16 protein-coding genes are annotated in these 16,591 nt (G+C 73.3%); 14 read left to right on the top strand and 2 right to left on the bottom strand.

The genetic code is table 11. The features are described 5' to 3' along the window. Positions 1-15: 15 nt before the first annotated feature. A complete protein-coding gene (locus ACZ6I1_RS26890) occupies positions 16-1,161 on the bottom strand; it encodes a helix-turn-helix transcriptional regulator (RefSeq protein WP_469291337.1) in 1,146 nt (381 codons plus the stop codon). Between the two features lie 139 nt (positions 1,162-1,300). Between ACZ6I1_RS26890 and ACZ6I1_RS26895 the strand changes: the two genes are divergently transcribed. Then, a complete protein-coding gene (locus ACZ6I1_RS26895; RefSeq protein ID WP_469291339.1) occupies positions 1,301-1,738 on the top strand; it encodes a hypothetical protein in 438 nt (145 codons plus the stop codon). Between the two features lie 38 nt (positions 1,739-1,776). Here the strand turns inward: ACZ6I1_RS26895 and ACZ6I1_RS26900 are convergent, their stop codons facing one another. After that, a complete protein-coding gene (locus ACZ6I1_RS26900; protein ID WP_469291341.1) occupies positions 1,777-2,391 on the bottom strand; it encodes a GNAT family N-acetyltransferase in 615 nt (204 codons plus the stop codon). A gap of 184 nt (positions 2,392-2,575) precedes the next feature. On the opposite strand from ACZ6I1_RS26900, the gene ACZ6I1_RS26905 reads away from it, so the two are divergent. From ACZ6I1_RS26905 to ACZ6I1_RS26965, 13 genes are all read left to right on the top strand, one after another. Further along, on the top strand, positions 2,576-3,862 hold the full coding sequence (locus tag ACZ6I1_RS26905) for an ATP-grasp domain-containing protein (protein WP_469291343.1): 1,287 nt from the start codon (positions 2,576-2,578) through the stop codon (positions 3,860-3,862). Continuing rightward, positions 3,859-4,692 (top strand): Rossmann-like domain-containing protein, encoded by an 834-nt coding sequence (locus tag ACZ6I1_RS26910; RefSeq protein WP_469291345.1) that lies wholly within the window; start codon positions 3,859-3,861, stop codon positions 4,690-4,692. The genes ACZ6I1_RS26905 and ACZ6I1_RS26910 overlap by 4 nt, the downstream gene beginning before the upstream one ends. Next, complete coding sequence (locus tag ACZ6I1_RS26915; RefSeq protein WP_469291347.1) at positions 4,689-5,810, top strand: PLP-dependent cysteine synthase family protein; 1,122 nt, start codon at positions 4,689-4,691, stop codon at positions 5,808-5,810. Before ACZ6I1_RS26910 ends, ACZ6I1_RS26915 begins: the two co-directional genes overlap by 4 nt. Next, positions 5,807-6,865 (top strand): enolase C-terminal domain-like protein, encoded by a 1,059-nt coding sequence (locus tag ACZ6I1_RS26920; RefSeq protein WP_469291349.1) that lies wholly within the window; start codon positions 5,807-5,809, stop codon positions 6,863-6,865. Before ACZ6I1_RS26915 ends, ACZ6I1_RS26920 begins: the two co-directional genes overlap by 4 nt. Further along, positions 6,862-8,136 (top strand): MFS transporter, encoded by a 1,275-nt coding sequence (locus ACZ6I1_RS26925; protein ID WP_469291351.1) that lies wholly within the window; start codon positions 6,862-6,864, stop codon positions 8,134-8,136. Before ACZ6I1_RS26920 ends, ACZ6I1_RS26925 begins: the two co-directional genes overlap by 4 nt. Further along, entirely contained in the window at positions 8,133-8,954 is an 822-nt protein-coding gene (locus tag ACZ6I1_RS26930; protein WP_469291352.1) for a class I SAM-dependent methyltransferase, read from the top strand. Before ACZ6I1_RS26925 ends, ACZ6I1_RS26930 begins: the two co-directional genes overlap by 4 nt. Next, positions 8,951-10,516 (top strand): ABC transporter substrate-binding protein, encoded by a 1,566-nt coding sequence (locus ACZ6I1_RS26935; RefSeq protein ID WP_469291354.1) that lies wholly within the window; start codon positions 8,951-8,953, stop codon positions 10,514-10,516. Before ACZ6I1_RS26930 ends, ACZ6I1_RS26935 begins: the two co-directional genes overlap by 4 nt. Next, on the top strand, positions 10,504-11,460 hold the full coding sequence (locus ACZ6I1_RS26940) for an ABC transporter permease (protein ID WP_469291400.1): 957 nt from the start codon (positions 10,504-10,506) through the stop codon (positions 11,458-11,460). Before ACZ6I1_RS26935 ends, ACZ6I1_RS26940 begins: the two co-directional genes overlap by 13 nt. After that, a complete protein-coding gene (locus ACZ6I1_RS26945) occupies positions 11,457-12,266 on the top strand; it encodes an ABC transporter permease (protein WP_469291356.1) in 810 nt (269 codons plus the stop codon). The genes ACZ6I1_RS26940 and ACZ6I1_RS26945 overlap by 4 nt, the downstream gene beginning before the upstream one ends. Then, positions 12,263-13,744 (top strand): ABC transporter ATP-binding protein, encoded by a 1,482-nt coding sequence (locus ACZ6I1_RS26950; protein WP_469291358.1) that lies wholly within the window; start codon positions 12,263-12,265, stop codon positions 13,742-13,744. The genes ACZ6I1_RS26945 and ACZ6I1_RS26950 overlap by 4 nt, the downstream gene beginning before the upstream one ends. A gap of 83 nt (positions 13,745-13,827) precedes the next feature. Then, a complete protein-coding gene (locus tag ACZ6I1_RS26955) occupies positions 13,828-14,757 on the top strand; it encodes a metal ABC transporter solute-binding protein, Zn/Mn family (protein ID WP_469291360.1) in 930 nt (309 codons plus the stop codon). A gap of 6 nt (positions 14,758-14,763) precedes the next feature. After that, the gene (locus ACZ6I1_RS26960) at positions 14,764-15,648 is read left to right on the top strand and encodes a metal ABC transporter ATP-binding protein (protein WP_469291362.1); all 885 of its coding nucleotides are present in this window, start codon (positions 14,764-14,766) and stop codon (positions 15,646-15,648) included. Next, entirely contained in the window at positions 15,645-16,568 is a 924-nt protein-coding gene (locus tag ACZ6I1_RS26965; protein WP_469291364.1) for a metal ABC transporter permease, read from the top strand. The genes ACZ6I1_RS26960 and ACZ6I1_RS26965 overlap by 4 nt, the downstream gene beginning before the upstream one ends. Positions 16,569-16,591: the final 23 nt, after the last annotated feature.

Here is a 16,591-nt window from a genome sequence, read left to right on the forward strand (position 1 = left end):
CGCCGCCGCGCGCCGTCAGCGCAGGGCCGGGCCGGGGGCGGTGAACCAGCCGCGGGTGCCCATCGGACGCCCGGCCTCGATGTCCGGCCGGTAGTGGGCGAAGTACAGGACGTGGAGGAGGCGGCCCCGGCTGTTGGTCCCCGTCTTGTCGAAGACCTTCTTGAGGTGGTCCCGGACGGTGTGCGGGGAGATCGCGAGCCGCTTGGCGATCTCGGTGTCCGTCAGCCCGTACATGACGAGCTGCGCCACCTGCTGCTCGCGCGGGGTGAGGTCGTACGCCTCCATCATGATCCCGACGGTGTGCTCGGGATGGCTGGGCTGGACGAGGACGGCGACGCGGCCGTCCCGGTCCACGCGGGTGGCGGCCAGGGTCAGCCAGCGACCGGACCGGCCCCGCACCCGTACGCTCGCCTCGCCTTCCTCCCTCGCCCTCGCGGACACGTGCAGAAGGGGCTGCGGGATCCGCGCACCCGCCGTGGGCGACCGCGCGCCGCCCAACTGGTCGAGCCACCACGTCGCGCCGGCGGTGATCCGGGCCAGCCCGCCGTCGGGCTCGAAGGTCAGCAGGCCCGTCCCACCGGGGGCCTCGGAGCCCGCCGCAGCGGCGTCGTGCCGCAGGTATGCCCGCCGTAAGCCCTGGGTGACGGCGGGGGCGAGCGCCTCCACGGCGGCGGCCTCGGCCGCGGTGAAGGGCGGCCGGTCACCGCCGCGGTGCAGGACCAGCGCACCCCACACCGCCCGGTGGTCGTACAGCAGGACCCGCAGCTCGTCCCCCATCCCGACCGCTTCGTACACATCGCGGTAGCGCGTGCTGCGGTGCGGCCGGTGCCCGGTGGCGAGCCAGAGTCCGGCGGCGGTCCGGCCGCGCCTGACCAGCTCGGGCAGCTGGTTGACGTCCTCCTCCCCGTGCTCGATCTCCAGCAGCCGCGGCAGGTGGGAGTGCGGGACGCCCTTCTCGTGGTAGCCCCCGGTGTGCAGCAGCGTCGCGGGGTCGAGCGTCAGCCCGCACACGCCGTCGGCCGGGACCACCGCCGGGACGATGTCGTTCAACCGGGCGAACAGCGTCATGGCGTCGGGCAGTTCCCGGCACAGCCGCTCGATCCGCGCGCGGGCCCGGTCCAGGCGCGCGCCGTCCTGTGCTTTCCGTTCCGCAGACGTCACCTTGGGGCACTACCGCATCCCACCGGCCCGCGAAACCCCCAGGACCGGGGATCCCGTACGGACAGGGGGCCCTCTAGCGTCGTACCCAGTCAGGCAGAGGCGGCTCTCCGCAGCCGTCTTCACTGAACAAGGGGGAACCATGAAACGACGTTTGACCGGCACTCTGCGGCGCACGGGGGTCGTCGCCGCGGCCGTCGCGACGGCGCTGCTGGCCTCCGCCGGAGTCGCCTCGGCGGCCACCGGCTCGGCCACCGCCTCCGGCACCGGAGTCTACGGATCCGCGAACTGGGAGTGGACGAGGAGCGGATGGAAGAACGGCAACGCCGCGGTGCGGGACACCGGCTGCGACGGGGAGCCGGTCTCCATCCACTTCCGGGCCAAGAAGTCCGGCTCGACCCATGTCTATTCCACGGTGAAGCGGTTCAACTACAACGGCTGCCGCGGGGACGACGGCTACTGGACCGGTCTCGGCTTTGACGCCGGCTACTACATCGCCAGCGTTCAGGTGGTGGCCTGCGTCGACACGTCGACTCCCAGGTGCTATTCCAGCCCCTGGCAGGACAACCCGCTCACCTAGTGCGGTGACCGAACCGAGGCCCCTGACTCCGGCCGGAGTCAGGGGCCGTCGTGTGTCAATGCACGCCTGCTGCCGAACCCGCCGGCCGCGGCCGGGACGGGGAGCGGGATTTCGAAGTGGACCGTCCCGTAGCCGCCGTGTTCGCCCGTCGTGCGGGCGTCGCACACCTCGTCGGCCATGCTGCGCCAGAAGGCTTCCGCGCCGGGGATGTCCACGTTCGTGTGCAGGTAGACGGCGTCGTAGCCGGGCACGCCCGCGGCGAATGCGCAGGCCGTCGCGACCATGGCACGGGCCAGTCCGTGCCTGCGGTGGTCCGGGCGCACGTACACCCGCAGCAGCTGCGCCGTGCGGCCCGAAGGGTAGCGCTCGGTGAGCCAGCGCGGGTGCGGGGGGTGCGCGGGTCCCCGGGAGGTCAGCGCGGTGGTGCCGACCACCTCGTCTCCCAGGACGGCCACGACGAGGGTGTGCCGCGGGTGCGCGAGGTAGGTGCTGTCGATGTCGACGACGTCTTCGTGCCACTGGGGTACGTACCCGTAGGCGAATTCCCGGTAGAAGGTGTCGAGCATGACGCTCCGCGCGCCGGGCACGTCCCGCGGCCGGGCGTGCCGTACCGCGTACGGCCCGATCTCCCGCCCCTGCGTCAGTTCTCCCATGGCTCGGTGGCTCCCTTCCCTCACTCCGGTCTCGTGGGCGGCAGGCTACCGGAAAAACAACCTATTGGAAATGAAAACGATTTCAGGTAGCTTCCTCCTCGGCTCGGTGCGGACGCCTCCCGTCAGGCGGTCCGCACCGCCGGTATGCCCCCGCGGTCGTGACGGCCTTTCGAGAGGAACTCCCTTGGCACATCTGCTGGTTGTCGAGAGCTGGGTGGGGTCGATGAGCAGGCTGCTGCCCAGGGCCATCGGGGAAGGCGGGCACGAGTTCACCTTCGTCACCCGGGACCTCCACCACTACCTGCGCGGCGCCGGTTCCGACGGCCCGCACCCGCTGCTGGCGGCGCGCAACATCATCACCGCGGACACCAACGACATGGAGCAGCTGCTGCCCCGCCTGGAACGCCTGCACGCCGTGCTGGACTTCGACGGGGTCGTCTCCTCCTGCGACTACTACCTGCCGGCCGTGGCCCGGATCGCCGAACGGCTGGGCCTGCCCGGCCCGTCCGCCGAAGCCGTCGAAGGAGCCTGCCGCAAGGACCTGACCCGCCGGGTGCTGGCCGAAGCCGGGGTGCCCGGCCCCCGTTTCGCGCTCTGTACGGACACGGCGCAGGCCGCTGCCGCCGCCCGCGACATCGGCTACCCGCTGGTGGTCAAACCCGTGGACCTGTGCGCCGGAATGCTGGTCCGCGAGGTCCGTGACGCACACGAACTGGGCGCGGCCTGCCGGGCACTGGCCGAGTTCCCCGTCAACGCACGCGGGCAGGACCGCATGCCCGTCGTCCTCCTCGAGGAGCTCCTCACCGGCCCCGAGGTCAGTGTCGAGACCGTCTCCTCCGGCGGCGCCACGGGCGTGGTCGGTGTCACGGACAAGAGCATCGGCGGGGCACCCGCCTTCATCGAGACCGGTCACATGTTCCCGGCCGGCATCGCACCGCAGTCGCAGGCGCAAGCGGTCGACACGGCCCTGGCGGCGATCAAGGCCCTCGGCCTGGACCACGTCGTGTGCCACACCGAGATCAAACTGACGCCAGAGGGCCCCAAGGTGGTCGAGGTCAACCCCCGGCCCGCCGGCAACCGGATCACCGAACTCGTCCGGCACGTGACGGGCATCGACCTGGCCGCCGCCTGCGTGGACGTCGCCCTCGGCCGCACACCCGATCTCACCCCGCGCCACACCGGCGTGCGCAGCGCCGCGATCGCCTTCCTGCTCCCCGATGCCCCCGGCACCCTGACCCGCATCGAGGGCGCGGACGAGGTCCGGGCGCAGCCAGGGGTCCTGGAACTCACCCTCACCGAGCCCGGCCGCGCCGTACGCGCCGCGACCAGCAACAACGAATACCTCGGCCACGTCATGACCGCCGACGCCCGGGGCAGTGGGGCGCGGGAGGCCGCCGAGCGGCTCATCGCGCGCCTGCACCCCGTGGTCGAAGAGCAGGGCGCCCCACTGCCCCCGGTGGTGCCCGCATGACCACACCCACCCTCCACGAGCCCGCCGTGCACACCGTCGACCAGCTCGTCGAAGCAGTGCGCACCGGGCGGTACGGGCCCGACCCCGCCCGGGAACGCATCGCGCTCGCCTTCACCACCGCCCAAGCGGTCCGCCACGCCGGCCGCAGCAGCGGCTACCGCAACGAGGTGCTCAGCCTGCGCCTGGACGCGGCCGTCGGATCCTGTGCCGTGGAGCCGGGCGCCCTGCCCGCCACGGCACTCGACGACTGCGTCGGCGCCGCGGTGTCCGAGCTCCTCGACCACCCGATGCTTCCCGTACGGATCGCCGCGCTCGACGCCTACCTGGGACACGTACGCCCCCACACGCCCGAACACGGGGCGCGCCCCTGCACCCTGCCGGCCGGCAGCTCCCTGCAGCGGTCCAGAGCCCGCGCCCGCGCCGTGGCCGACCTGCTGCCCCCGGCCGGGATCCGCAGGGTCCTCGTCGTCGGCGTGGTCAACTCCCTGCTGGAACAGCTGCGTGCGCGCGGCCTGGACTACGTGCCCTGCGACCTCAAGGGCGGCACCACCGAGTGGGGCGAGCCCGTACGGACCGCCGCCCTCGCGGAGCTGGAGCACTGCGACGCCGTACTCGCCTCCGGCATGACCCTGGGAAACGGCAGCTTCCAGCCGCTGCTCGATCATGCCGCGGCCACCGGCACACCCCTGGTCATGTTCGCCCAGACGGGCAGCGCCGTCCTGCCGCGCTTCCTCGGCACCGGAGTCAGCGCCGTGTCCGCCGAGCCCTACCCCTTCTTCTGGCTCGACGGCGGCCCCGGAACCATCCACCAGTACGGAGGCCCCCGGTGACCGTCGCGCCACCCCTGCACCGACCGCCGGCCCACAGCGCGAACCCGGAGCTGCTGGCCCTGGTCGGACGGACCCCGCTCGCCCGGATCCGCTCCGAACTGCCCTGCGCCCACCCGGGCTTCTGGGCCAAACTCGAATGCCTCGGCGCCGGCGGGATGAAGGCCCGGTCCGCCGTGTCCATGCTGCGCGGTGCCCGGCAGCGCGGTGAACTCCGCCCGGGCGCCACCGTCGTCGAGTCCACCTCCGGAACCCTCGGCGTGGGGCTCGCCTTCGCCGGTCAGGCCCTCGGCCACCCGGTCGTCCTCGTCGGCGACCGCGAACTCGAGTCCTCGATGCGGCAGTTGCTGCACGCGTACGGCGCCCGGCTGGAGCTGGTGGACCGGCCCGCCGCCGAGGGCGGCTGGCAGGCGGCCCGGATCGCCCGTCTGCGCGAGGTCCTCGCCCGGATCCCGGACGCCTACTGGCCCGACCAGTACAACAACCCCGACAACGCGGCCGGCTACCTCTCCATGGCCGCCGAACTGTGCGGGCAGCTGGACCACCTGGACGTCCTGGTGTGCAGCGTCGGCACCGGCGGGCACAGTGCCGGGCTCATCGGGCCGCTGCGCCGCCGCTGGCCCCGCCTGAAGGTGATCGGAGTCGACTCCACCGGCTCCGCCATCTTCGGCCAGCCGGCGCGCCCCCGCCTCATGCGCGGACTCGGCAGCAGCATCCACCCGCGCAACGTCGTCCACCACGCCTTCGACGAGGTCCACTGGGTGGGCCCGGCCGAAGCGGTCGACGCCTGCCGCAGGCTGGCCCGTGCCGGCTTCGTCAGCGGCGGCTGGAGCACCGGCGCCGTGGCCCTCGTCTCCGCATGGGCCGCCCGTGTGGAAGCGGGCGCTGTCGTCGCGACGGTCTTCCCCGACGGGCCCCACCGCTACCTCGGTACGGTGTACGACGACGACTTCTGCCGCGCACACGGCCTTGACCGGGCCGAACTCGCCCGCCGCCCCCTGGAGATCGCACACCCGCACGCGACCGAGGCCGTCGGCTGGACCCGCTGCCGCACCGTCGTCGACCCGCTCGCGGCCCCCCTGCCGTACCTGCCCGCACCGACGCGGGGAGGCGCCGCATGAGACTCACCTGGCACACCACCGAGCTGGAACTGGCCGAACCCCTGCGGATCTCCCGCTCGGTGATGGCCCGCCGCGACGCGGTCTGGGTCGCGATCGAGCACGGCGGCCTCACCGGCTGGGGCGAGGTGGTCAGCAGCGACTACCTCGGACTGCCCACCGCCCGCATCCTCCGGCACCTCTCCACCGCCCGCCCCTCGGTCGAAGGCCTCCCCGACCCCGAGACGGCGTGGGACGAACACCTCGCCGACGGGCTGCCCGCCTCGCCGAAGCTGCCGGCCGGTGTCCTCGCCGCACTGGAAGCGGCCCTGCTCGACCTGGTGGGCAAGCGGGCCGGGCGGCCCGCCCACCACCTGCTGGGTACGCACACCGCACCGGCCGCGCAGACCACCCGCACGATCGGCATCACCGCCCCCGTACCGGCCGCCGCGCAGGCCGCCCGGCTCGCCATGAGCGGCTTCACCGCCCTCAAGGTCAAGGCGGGATCCGCCGACCCGGCCGAGGACCTCGCGCGCGTGGAGGCCGTACGGACCGGCGCCCCCGAGGCGAGCCTGCTGCTCGACCCCAACGGAGCGTGGACCGAACGCCAGGCCCTCGAGCTGCTCCCGCGCTTCGCCGACCTCGGCGTCACCGCCGTGGAGCAGCCCATCGCACCGGGCAGCCCCGACGCGCTCGCCCGCGTCGCCAAGGAATCACCGGTCCCCGTCATCGCCGACGAGGACGCCATCTCCTACGAGGACGCCGTCGCGCTCGCCGGACTGGTCCAGGGCGTCAACGTCAAACTCGCCAAGTGCGGCGGGGTACGGGCCGCCCTGCGCATCCACGACGCGCTGCGCGGCAGCGGCACCGACCTCATGCTCGGCTGCCTCACCGCGAGCTCCCTCGGCATCGCCCCGGCCGTGCACCTCGCCGACCGGGCCCGCTGGGTCGACCTCGACGGACACCTGCTGCTCGCCGACGACCCGTGGAACGGAATCGGCGGCACGGACGGCACCGTACGGGCCGCCGACCGGGCCGGACTCGGCGTCCGGCGCACCCACAGGGCCGTCGTACGGTGAGGGTCATCAGCTCGATGCGGGGCTTCCCGCTCGCCGTACGCCTCCTCCTGGTCAACCAGCTCGGCGTCAACACCGGCTTCTACCTGCTCATCCCGTACCTCGCCACCCATCTCACCGACGACCTGGGGCTTTCGGCCGCCGTCGTGGGCGTCGTCCTCGGCCTGCGCAACCTCAGCCAGCAGGGCCTCTTCCTGGTCGGCGGCTCGGCCGCCGACCGGCTCGGCGCCCGCGGTGTGATCATCGCGGGCTGCGCCCTGCGCACGGTCGGGTTCGGCCTGTTCGCCCTCGGCGACAGCCTGCCGCTGCTGCTCGCCGCCTCCGTGCTCAGCGGGCTGGCGGGGGCCCTGTTCAACCCGGCCGTGCGGACGTACGTCGCCCAGGAGGCGGGTGACCGCAAGGCGGAGGCGTTCGCGCTGTTCAACGTCTTCGCCACCATCGGGGCGCTGCTCGGCCCGCTGCTCGGCACCCTGCTGCTGCTCGTGGACTTCCGGGCCGCCGCCGTCACCGCGGCCGGGGTGTTCGCCGCCCTCACCCTCGCCCAGCTGCTGGTACTGCCCGCCCGGAAGGTCCCGGCACCCGACACCGGGGTGCTCGGCGATTGGCGGGAAGTCGCCGGAAACCGGAGGTTCCTGGCGTTCGCCCTCGCCATGGTCGGCATGTACGGCCTGGAGAACCAGCTGTACCTGCTGCTGCCCCGTGCGGCCACCGAGGCCTCCGGCTGGGGCGGCTCGGTCGGCCTGCTGTTCCTCGCCGGGACCGTCGCCAACCTGCTGTTCCAGCTGCGCGTCACCCGCGCCCTGAAGGCCCGGGGGAGCAGGGGGCGCTGGATCGCCACCGGCCTGGGCGTCATGGGCCTCGGATTCCTGCCCCCGATGCTCGTGGCGGGCCCCGCCACCGCCCACCCCCTGCGCCTCCTTCCGGTACTCGCCGGCGCCCTGCTGCTGCACCTCGGCGTGATGGTCGCCCAGCCCTTCGTGATGGAGCTGATACCGGCCTTCGGCCGCGCGAACCTGACCGGCACCTTCTACGGCCTGTTCTACGCGGTCTCCGGGGTCGCGGCCGCCGCCGGCAGCGCGGCCATCGGCTGGTCCATGGACACGGCCGGCCACACCGGCCTGACCTGGCTGCCCTACGGCTGCTGCCTCACCCTCGGCCTGGCCTCCGCCGCGGCCGTCGCACACCTCCAGCGGCGACGCCTCCTGCCCGACGGCCAGGCACCCGATCCCACGGCCCCCGCCCTCCCCGACCGGCCCCGGAGCGAGACCCGATGACAACCACCGCCAGCGGCAACCTGCTCACCGACCACCCCGAGCTCTACGAGGAACGCTTCCCCGACCCCGAACGGCTCGCCGCGCGCTGGGCCGAGGACGTACTGGCCCGCCACGGTGCCGGCCCCCGCGTGCTCGACGTCGGCTGCGGCACCGGACGGGACGCCGCCTGGCTGCACCACCGCGGCGGCCGCCAGGTCACCGGCATAGACACCTCGCAGGCCATGCTGGCCCACGCGGGCACGCACCACCCCGGCCCCCGGTACCAGCAGGCCGACATGCGCGACTTCGACCTCGGAGCGGCCTTCGACGCGGTCGTCTGCCTCGACAGCGCCCTGCTGTACTGCCACACCAACGAGGACCTGGCCGCCTTCCTCGCCCGCTGCCGCGCCCACCTCACCCCCGGCGGGCTGCTCGTCGCCGAAATGCGCAACGGGGCCTTCTTCCTCGGCAACACCGAACTCCTCGACGGCCCGCGCACCGCCTCCTTCGCCTGGCGCGGCACCACGTACACCTCCCACACCACCCTGTGGATCGATCACGGCGCGCAACTCCTGCGCCGCCGAAGGACCTGGACAGCCGACGACGGCTCACCCCCGGACGAGCAGCACTCCGCCTGGAGGCTCCTCTTCCCGCAGGAACTCCGGTACTTCCTCACCACCGCCGGGTTCGAGGTCCTCGCCCTGTACGACGGACCCGGACCCCGCACCGAACCGCCATGGAGCGAAGGCGAGGCACCGCACGGGACCACGAGTTCCGACCGCCTCCACCTCATCGCCCGGCTCACGCCCCACCCCCGTAACGGAGAGACCCCCGCATGAACGACGCCCGCTCCCGCCTCGCCCGCAGAGGCTTCCTCCTCGCCACGGGCGCCACCGCCCTCGCCTTCACCGCCGCGTGCGGCGCCGGCACCACCACCCCGGACGCCAAGCAGGCCGCCCAGGGAGCCCCCCGGCGGGGCGGACGGCTGCGCGCCGCCTTCGCGGGCGGAGGCGCCGGCGAGACGCTGGACCCGCACGCCGCCAACCTGTTCGTCGACGCCGCCCGCGCCAAGGCCCTGTTCGACAAGCTCGCCGACTTCGGCGCGGACCTCGCCGCGGTCCCCCGGCTCGCCGCCACGTGGGAGCCCAACGACACCCTCGACACCTGGCGCGTCACCCTGCGCAAGGCCGCCTTCCACGACGGCAAGCCCGTCACCGCCGAGGACGTGCTCTACAGCTACCGCCGGATCGCCGATCCCAAGGGCACCTTCCGCGCCAAGGCCTCCCTGGAGCCCGTCGACCTCGACGCGAGCCGGGCGGTGGACCCCTCCACCGTCGAGTTCAAGCTCAAGCGCCCGTACGCCGAATTCCCCAACGTCCTCGCCGCGTTCGGCGCGTACATCGTTCCCAAGGACGCCACCGCCTTCGACAAGCCCATCGGCTCCGGACCGTTCCGCTTCGTCTCCTTCACACCGGGCAGCTCCCTCCTCGTCCAGCGCAACGAGGCCTACTGGGAAGGCGCCCCGCACCTGGACGAGCTCGAATTCGTCATCGCCGCGGAGGAGTCGGCGCGCGTCAGCGCCCTGCTCGCGGGCCAGGTCGACTACGCCCACGAGCTGAACCCGGCCACCGCCCGCACCCACGAGGGCAAGGGCAAGATCGACGTCGTCCGCCTCCCGGGCAGCGCGATGCAGGGCTTCGTCATGAAGACCGACCGCCCGCCCTTCAACGACCCCCGGGTCCGCCAGGCCTTCTTCCTCATCGCCGACCGCAAGGAACTCGTCGACGGCGCCCTCTCCGGAGCCGGCGAAATCGGCAACGACCTCTTCGGCAAGGGCTACCAGTACTACCCCGCCGGCCTCCCGCAGCGGACCCAGGACCTCGACAGGGCCCGCGCCCTGCTCAAGGAGGCCGGCGCCGAAGGCCTCAAGGTCACCCTGGACACCGCCCCCGCCGCCACCGGCTTCGTCGAAGCCGCCGGCATCTTCAAGGAGCAGGCGGCCAAGGCCGGCGTCACCGTCGAGATCAAGGTCGGCAACAAGGACACCTACTGGAAGGACATCCTGAACGCCGGCACCTTCGCCTCCTACCGCTCGGGCGCCATGCCGATCGAGTCCCACATCTCACAGCGGCTGCTGACCGGCTCCACCACCAATGCCACCAAGTGGCAGCAGAAGGACTTCGACGACCTCTACCAGCAGGCCCAGTCCACCCGCGACGTCACGCAGCGCGGCGCCCTCTACGAACGGATGCAGCGCCGGCTGTACGACGAGGGCGGCTTCCTGATCTGGGGTTTCGCCGACTGGATCATCGCCACCGCACCCAAGGTGCACGGGGTGTCGAAGCAGGCCCCCGCCAACACCCTCGACTGGGCCCGTTTCGACAAGATCTGGCTCGCGTGACGCCGCACCTCCCATGGATCGGCCGCCGCCTGCTCCTCGGCCTGGGGCAGACGGCGGCGGTCGTCCTGTTCGTCTTCGCGCTCACGGAGGCACTGCCCGGCGACGCCGCGGTAGCCCTCGCCGGCGACCAGCCGGACCCGGCCCGCATCGCCCGCATCCGCGAGACGATGGGCCTGGACCGGCCCGCCGCCGAACGCCTCGCCGACTGGACCGCAGGCCTCCTCCACGGCGACCTCGGCACCTCCCTGGTCAGCGGACGGCCCGTCACCGGCTACCTGACGGCCGGACTCGGCCCCACCCTCCTCCTCGCCGCGACCACCCTCGCCCTCCTCGTTCCGCTCTCCGTCGGGCTCGGCGTACTGGCCGCCCGCCGCGAGGGCGGCCCCCTCGACCGGACCGTCAGCGCCCTGACCCTCGCCGTGCACGCCGTACCGGAATTCGCCGTCGGTGTCCTGCTCGCCACGCTCTTCGGGCTGTGGCTGGCCTGGCTGCCGCCCACCGCCGTCGGCGCCGACCCGTTCACCGAGCCCGCCGTACTGATCCTGCCCGTCGTCGTCCTGCTGTCGCGGCCGGTGTGCACCATCAGCCGCCTGGTACGGGCCGGGATGATCGACGCGATGGCCTCCCCGTACGTCGCCCAGGCCCGCCGCTACGGGATCTCCGGCACCCGGATCACCTGGACGCACGCCCTGCCCAACGCACTCGCCCCCGCCACCCAGCAACTGGCCCGCACCTGCGACTGGCTCCTCAGCGGAGTGATCGTCGTGGAGGCGCTCTTCGTGATCCCGGGCCTCGGCACGGTACTCATCGAGGCCGTCGCCGCACGTGACCTCCCCGTCGTCCAGGGCATGGCCGTCGTCTTCGGCGTCGTCACCGTCGCGGTCAACCTCGCCGCCGACCTGGCCGCCCGCCGCTTCGCACCCCGGTCCGAGGTGGCGGCGTGAAACAGAAGCCGACGAGGTACCTCCTCGCACTCGGACTGATCGCCCTGCCCGTCCTCCTCGCGCTGGCCGGACCCTTCGCGGCGGGCCCCGCCGGCCCCCGGTCGGTGTCCTTCGCCTCCGGCGACGGGCACTGGCTCGGCACCGACTTCAGCGGGCGGGACGTCTGGCAGCAGGTGCTCCTCGGCGGCCGCTCCGTGGTGCTCGTGGCGATCGCGGCCACCGTCCTCGCCTACCTCGTCGCCGTCCCCCTGGGCCTGACCGCGGCCCTCACCCGCCGCACCTGGCTGGAGGAGGCCCTGATGCGGCCCCTCGACGTGGTCATCGCGGTCCCCTCCCTCCTGCTGGTGCTGCTCGTCGCGGCCACCCTCACGCCGGGACCCGCCGCACTGACCGTCCTGGTCGGACTGGCCGCCGTACCCGACGCCGCCCGCGTCGTGCACGCGGCGGCCGTCGAGATCTCCTCCCGGCCGGCCGTGGAAGCGCTGCGCATGCAGGGGGAATCCTGGTGGCGCACCGCGATCGGGTACGTGGCCCGCTCCATGCGCCGCACCCTCGCCGCCGACGCCGGGATCCGGCTCACCGGAGCCCTCTACCTTGTCGCGACCGCCGCCTTCCTCGGCGTGGGCGTCCAGCCGGACGCCGCCGACTGGGCGGTGATGGTCGACCGCAACCGCACCGGCCTCTTCCTCCAGCCCTGGGCCGTGGTCGTCCCCGCCCTGCTCATCGCGGCCCTGTCGATGGGCACCAACCTCCTGTTCGACGCCGCCCTCCAACGGCACACCCCCCGGAAGGGAGCGAGGCGATGACCCGCGTCGCAGAGGTACGGGACCTGCGCGTCCACATCGGCGGACGGGCGATCGTGGACGGCGTCAGCCTCGCCGCCCACGCCGGCAGGATCACCGCGCTCATCGGCCCCTCCGGCAGCGGCAAGACCACCACGGGGCTCGCCCTCCTGGGCGAGTACCCGGCCGGCGCCGTCGTCGACGGCGAGGTCGGCACCCCCGCGGGCCCGGTCGGATACATCCCCCAGCACCCGGCCTCGGTACTCAACCCCGCCCGTCGCGTGGGCGCGCTCCTCGCCGACATCGCCGCCCGCCAGGGCGGAGACCGGCGCGCACGCGGACGCCGCGTCGAGGAGGCCGTGCGGCTCGCCCAACTCCCGGACCCGGCAGCCGTGCTGCGCCGCTTTCCCCACCAGCTCTCCGGCGGCCAGCAGCAACGGATCGTCCTGGCCCAGGCCTTGCTGCTGGGCGCCCGGGTCATCGTCGCCGACGAACCCACCACCGGGCAGGACTCCCTCACCACACAGGGCGTCGTGGCGCAGCTGGCGGCCGTCGCCGCACGGGGCATCGCCGTCGTCCTGCTCAGCCATGACCTGGACGTCGTACGGGCGCTGGCCGACGAGGTCGTGGTGATGCGGGCGGGGCGCGTCGTGGACCGCGGCCCCGCTTCGTCGGTCCTGGAGGCTCTCGCACCGGAGCAGTCGTACGCCGCGCGAACGCCGCGCCCCCGCGGACCCGTACGTCTTCAGACGCGGAACCTGACCGCACGGCACCGCACCGCACGGGGGACCACCAAGGTGCTGAGCGAGATCGGCGTGTCGCTCGCGGCGGGGGAGTGCCTGGCGGTCGTCGGCCGGTCCGGCAGCGGCAAGACCACCCTCGGGCGCTGCCTCGCCGGGCTGCACCGCGCGTACGAGGGCACGGTCCTGCTCGAGGGGACGCCGCTGCCGCGGAGCCTGCGCTCCCGCGGCCGGGCAGAACTGGCCGCCGTGCAGTACGTGTTCCAGGACGCGAAGGCCGCCTTCGACGAGCACCGGCCGGTCCTCGACCAGGTCGCCCGCAGCGCCGTACGGCTGCGCGGCGCCACCCCCGGGGACGCGCGGCGCGCGGCCTTGAGCACCCTCGGTGAGTTCGGCCTCGGCGAGAGCCTCGCCGGGCGCCGGCCCGGAGAGCTCTCCGGCGGAGAACTCCAGCGCGCGGCGCTGGCACGGGCCCTGCTGGCCGGGCCGCGCGTCCTCATCTGCGACGAGATCACCTCGGGCCTCGACGCGGACACCCGGGCCACCCTCCTGGACGCCCTCGCCGGGCTCGGCGAACGCACCGGCCTCAGCCTGGTGTTCATCACCCACGACCTCGCCGCCGCCGGCACCCTCGCGGACCGGATCGCCGTCCTCGACTCCGGCCGCATCATCGAGGCCGGCCCGGCCCGCCACCTGATGGAAACGCCGCAGCACCCCCTCACCAAGGAACTGCTGTCCGCCTCGGCGCAGGCGCTGCCGTGACGGCATGAAGTGGAGGGCGCGGCCGCGCGGGGAGATACTGCACGTGATGACCGTTTCGGTTTCCCTCCGGCAGGGAGGACGCCATGCGCGTCTCCTCAGCCCGTGCCGCGGGCGCGCTCCTCGGGGCCATGATGGCGCTGACCCCCTTCTGGAACGCCCCGGCCGAGGCCCGTGCCGACGGGCAGCGAGCGGCCCCGGCGGCCGCAATCCCCGCAGTCGCCTCCCTCAACGTGTACGGGGACGTCATCGAGCGGATCGGCGGCGACCGGGTGGACGTCGTCTCGATCGTCAGCGATCCGGCGCAGGACCCCCACTCGTACGAGGCCGGCACGCGGACCCGGCTGCAGCTGTCCAAGGCGGCGCTCGTCGTCCGGAACGGCGGCGGCTACGACGCTTTCATCGACCGGATGCTGCGCAGCTCGGACAACTCCTCCGCTGACGTGATCAACGTCGTGGACGTCTCCGGAAAGACCGCTCCCACCGGCGGAGAGCCGAACGAGCACGTCTGGTACGACCTCCCCACCATGGGCCGGCTCGCGGACCGGATCGCGGCCGCCCTGTCCCGGATCGAACCCGCCGGCACGGGCACCTTCCGGGAGAACGCCCGGGAATTCAGGGACGAGCTGGCATCCCTCCAGGCCCGGGCGGACCGGATCGAGGCGGACCACGCGGGGACGCCGGTGGCGGTCACCGAGCCGGTGCCGCTGTACCTGACGGAGGCCTGTGGCCTGGTGAACCGGACTCCCGCCGCGTTCAGCGAGGCCGTCGAGGAAGGCGAAGAGGTCTCACCCCGGACCCTGCGCGACACCCTCGGACTGTTCACCGGCGGGAAGGTCGAAGCGCTGGTCTACAACGAGCAGACCGAGGGCCCCCAGACCGAGAAGGTCAAGAAGGCCGCCGAGGACCACCGCGTCCCCGTCGTCTCCGTGACCGAGACGCTCCCCGCGGGCCAGGACTACATCGGCTGGATGACCGCCCACCTCGACGCGCTCCAGAGCGCCCTGAGCCGGTGAGGCGCCGTGGACCGTACGGAAGCGTTCACACCCCTCACCCGCCCGGGGGCCACCCTTCGGACGGACACCGCCTCCGCCCCACCGGTCATCGGTCTGCGCGGTGCCACCCTCGCCTACGGCGACCGGGTGCTGTGGCGCGACCTGGACCTCGACGTACAGCCCGGCGAGTTCCTCGCGGTGCTCGGACCGAACGGGTCGGGCAAGACCAGCCTGCTGCGCGTGCTCCTCGGCCGCCTGCCCCTGACGAAGGGCTCGCTGGAGGTTCTGGGCCTGCCGCCACGCGACGGCAGCCGGTACGTCGGGTACGTGCCGCAACACAAGGACCTCCCGGCGCACACCATGCTGCGGGCCCGGGACCTGGTCCGACTCGGCATGGAAGGGCATCGCTGGGGGATACCCATCGCCCCCGGCGCGGTCCGCCGCCGCGTGGAGGAGATCCTGGACTCCGTGGCGGCCCTGCCCTACGCGGACGCGCCCGTGGGCACGCTGTCGGGTGGCGAACAGCAGCGCGTCCGCATCGCGCAGGCACTGGCCACCGACCCGCGGATCCTGTTGTGCGACGAACCCCTGCTCTCCCTCGACCTCCAGCACCAGCGGGCGGTCACCGCCCTGGTGGACCGGCGACGGCGCTCCGCAGGCACCGCGGTCGTCTTCGTGACGCACGAGATCAACCCGGTGCTCGGTCTCGTCGACCGGGTCCTGTACCTGGCCCCGCGCGGATTCCGGATCGGCCCGCCGGACGAGGTGATGACCACAACCGCCCTGTCCGAGCTGTACGGGACCCAGGTCGACGTCGTCCGCGTACGGGGCCGCGTCGTCGTGGTGGGGGCGCCCGACACGGCCGGCCCGCACCATCCCTCACCCCCCACGCACGGCGGTGCACGGCCATGACCGGACCGTGGCCGTCGGCGGCGGACGGCGAGGACGGCATCTGGCGGCAGATCCTCAACTTCGACGATTACGGCGACCTGCTGGCCCTGGTCCACCACTCGCTGCTGGCCGGGGTCCTGCTGGGGCTGGTGGGCGGGCTGGTCGGGGTTTTCGTGATCATGCGCGACCTGCCGTTCGCGGTGCACGGCATCAGCGAGCTGTCGTTCGCCGGCGCGTCCGCGGCGCTGCTCCTCGGGGTGAACATCGTCGCCGGGTCCATCGTGGGCTCCCTGCTGGCCGCGGCCACGATCGGCGTCCTGGGGGTCCGCGCCCGCGACCGGAATTCGGTCATCGGCATCCTCATGCCATTCGGGCTGGGTCTGGGCGTGCTCTTCCTGTCCCTGTACAAGGGGCGGGCGGCCAACAAGTTCGGGATCCTGACCGGTCAGATCATCGCGGTCGACACCCCGCAGATGGCATGGCTCCTCGGCACCTCCGTCGTGGTGCTGGCCGCCCTCGTGGTCCTCTGGCGGCCGCTGACCTTCGCCAGCGCGGACCCGGAGGTCGCCGAGGCCAGGGGCCTGCCCGTCCGTACCCTGTCGCTGGTGTTCATGCTGGTGCTCGGACTCGCGGTGGCCCTGTGCGTCCAGATCGTCGGAGCCCTGCTCGTCCTCGCCCTGCTCGTCACCCCGGCGGCCGCCGCCGCCCGCGTCACGGCCTCCCCCGTGTTGCTGCCCGTGCTGAGCGTCGCGTTCGCACTCGCGGCGATGGAAGGGGGCATCCTGCTCGCCCTCGGCAGCAGCATTCCGATCAGCCCCTACGTCACGACCCTCTCGTTCTCCATCTACCTCGGGTGCCGACTGGCCGGCCGCCGGCGCGCCGCCCACGGTGCCGCGGCCCGGGCCCGGCTCGACCCGGTGGGCTCGGCGGGTCCACACTGAGAGAGAGGTCCGTCGCGCCGTTC

The sequence above is a fragment of the Streptomyces sp. NPDC046303 genome (assembly GCF_055588085.1).

Excerpts from the sequence above, each read along its gene's own strand:
- ACZ6I1_RS26895 (WP_469291339.1), top strand. The coding sequence starts at position 1,301 with ATGAAACGACGTTTGACCGGCACTCTGCGGCGCACGGGGGTCGTCGCC.
- ACZ6I1_RS26900 (WP_469291341.1), bottom strand. The coding sequence starts at position 2,391 with ATGGGAGAACTGACGCAGGGGCGGGAGATCGGGCCGTACGCGGTACGG.
- ACZ6I1_RS26910 (WP_469291345.1), top strand. The coding sequence starts at position 3,859 with ATGACCACACCCACCCTCCACGAGCCCGCCGTGCACACCGTCGACCAG.
- ACZ6I1_RS26920 (WP_469291349.1), top strand. The coding sequence starts at position 5,807 with ATGAGACTCACCTGGCACACCACCGAGCTGGAACTGGCCGAACCCCTG.
- ACZ6I1_RS26930 (WP_469291352.1), top strand. The coding sequence starts at position 8,133 with ATGACAACCACCGCCAGCGGCAACCTGCTCACCGACCACCCCGAGCTC.
- ACZ6I1_RS26935 (WP_469291354.1), top strand. The coding sequence starts at position 8,951 with ATGAACGACGCCCGCTCCCGCCTCGCCCGCAGAGGCTTCCTCCTCGCC.
- ACZ6I1_RS26950 (WP_469291358.1), top strand. The coding sequence starts at position 12,263 with ATGACCCGCGTCGCAGAGGTACGGGACCTGCGCGTCCACATCGGCGGA.
- ACZ6I1_RS26955 (WP_469291360.1), top strand. The coding sequence starts at position 13,828 with ATGCGCGTCTCCTCAGCCCGTGCCGCGGGCGCGCTCCTCGGGGCCATG.
- ACZ6I1_RS26965 (WP_469291364.1), top strand. The coding sequence starts at position 15,645 with ATGACCGGACCGTGGCCGTCGGCGGCGGACGGCGAGGACGGCATCTGG.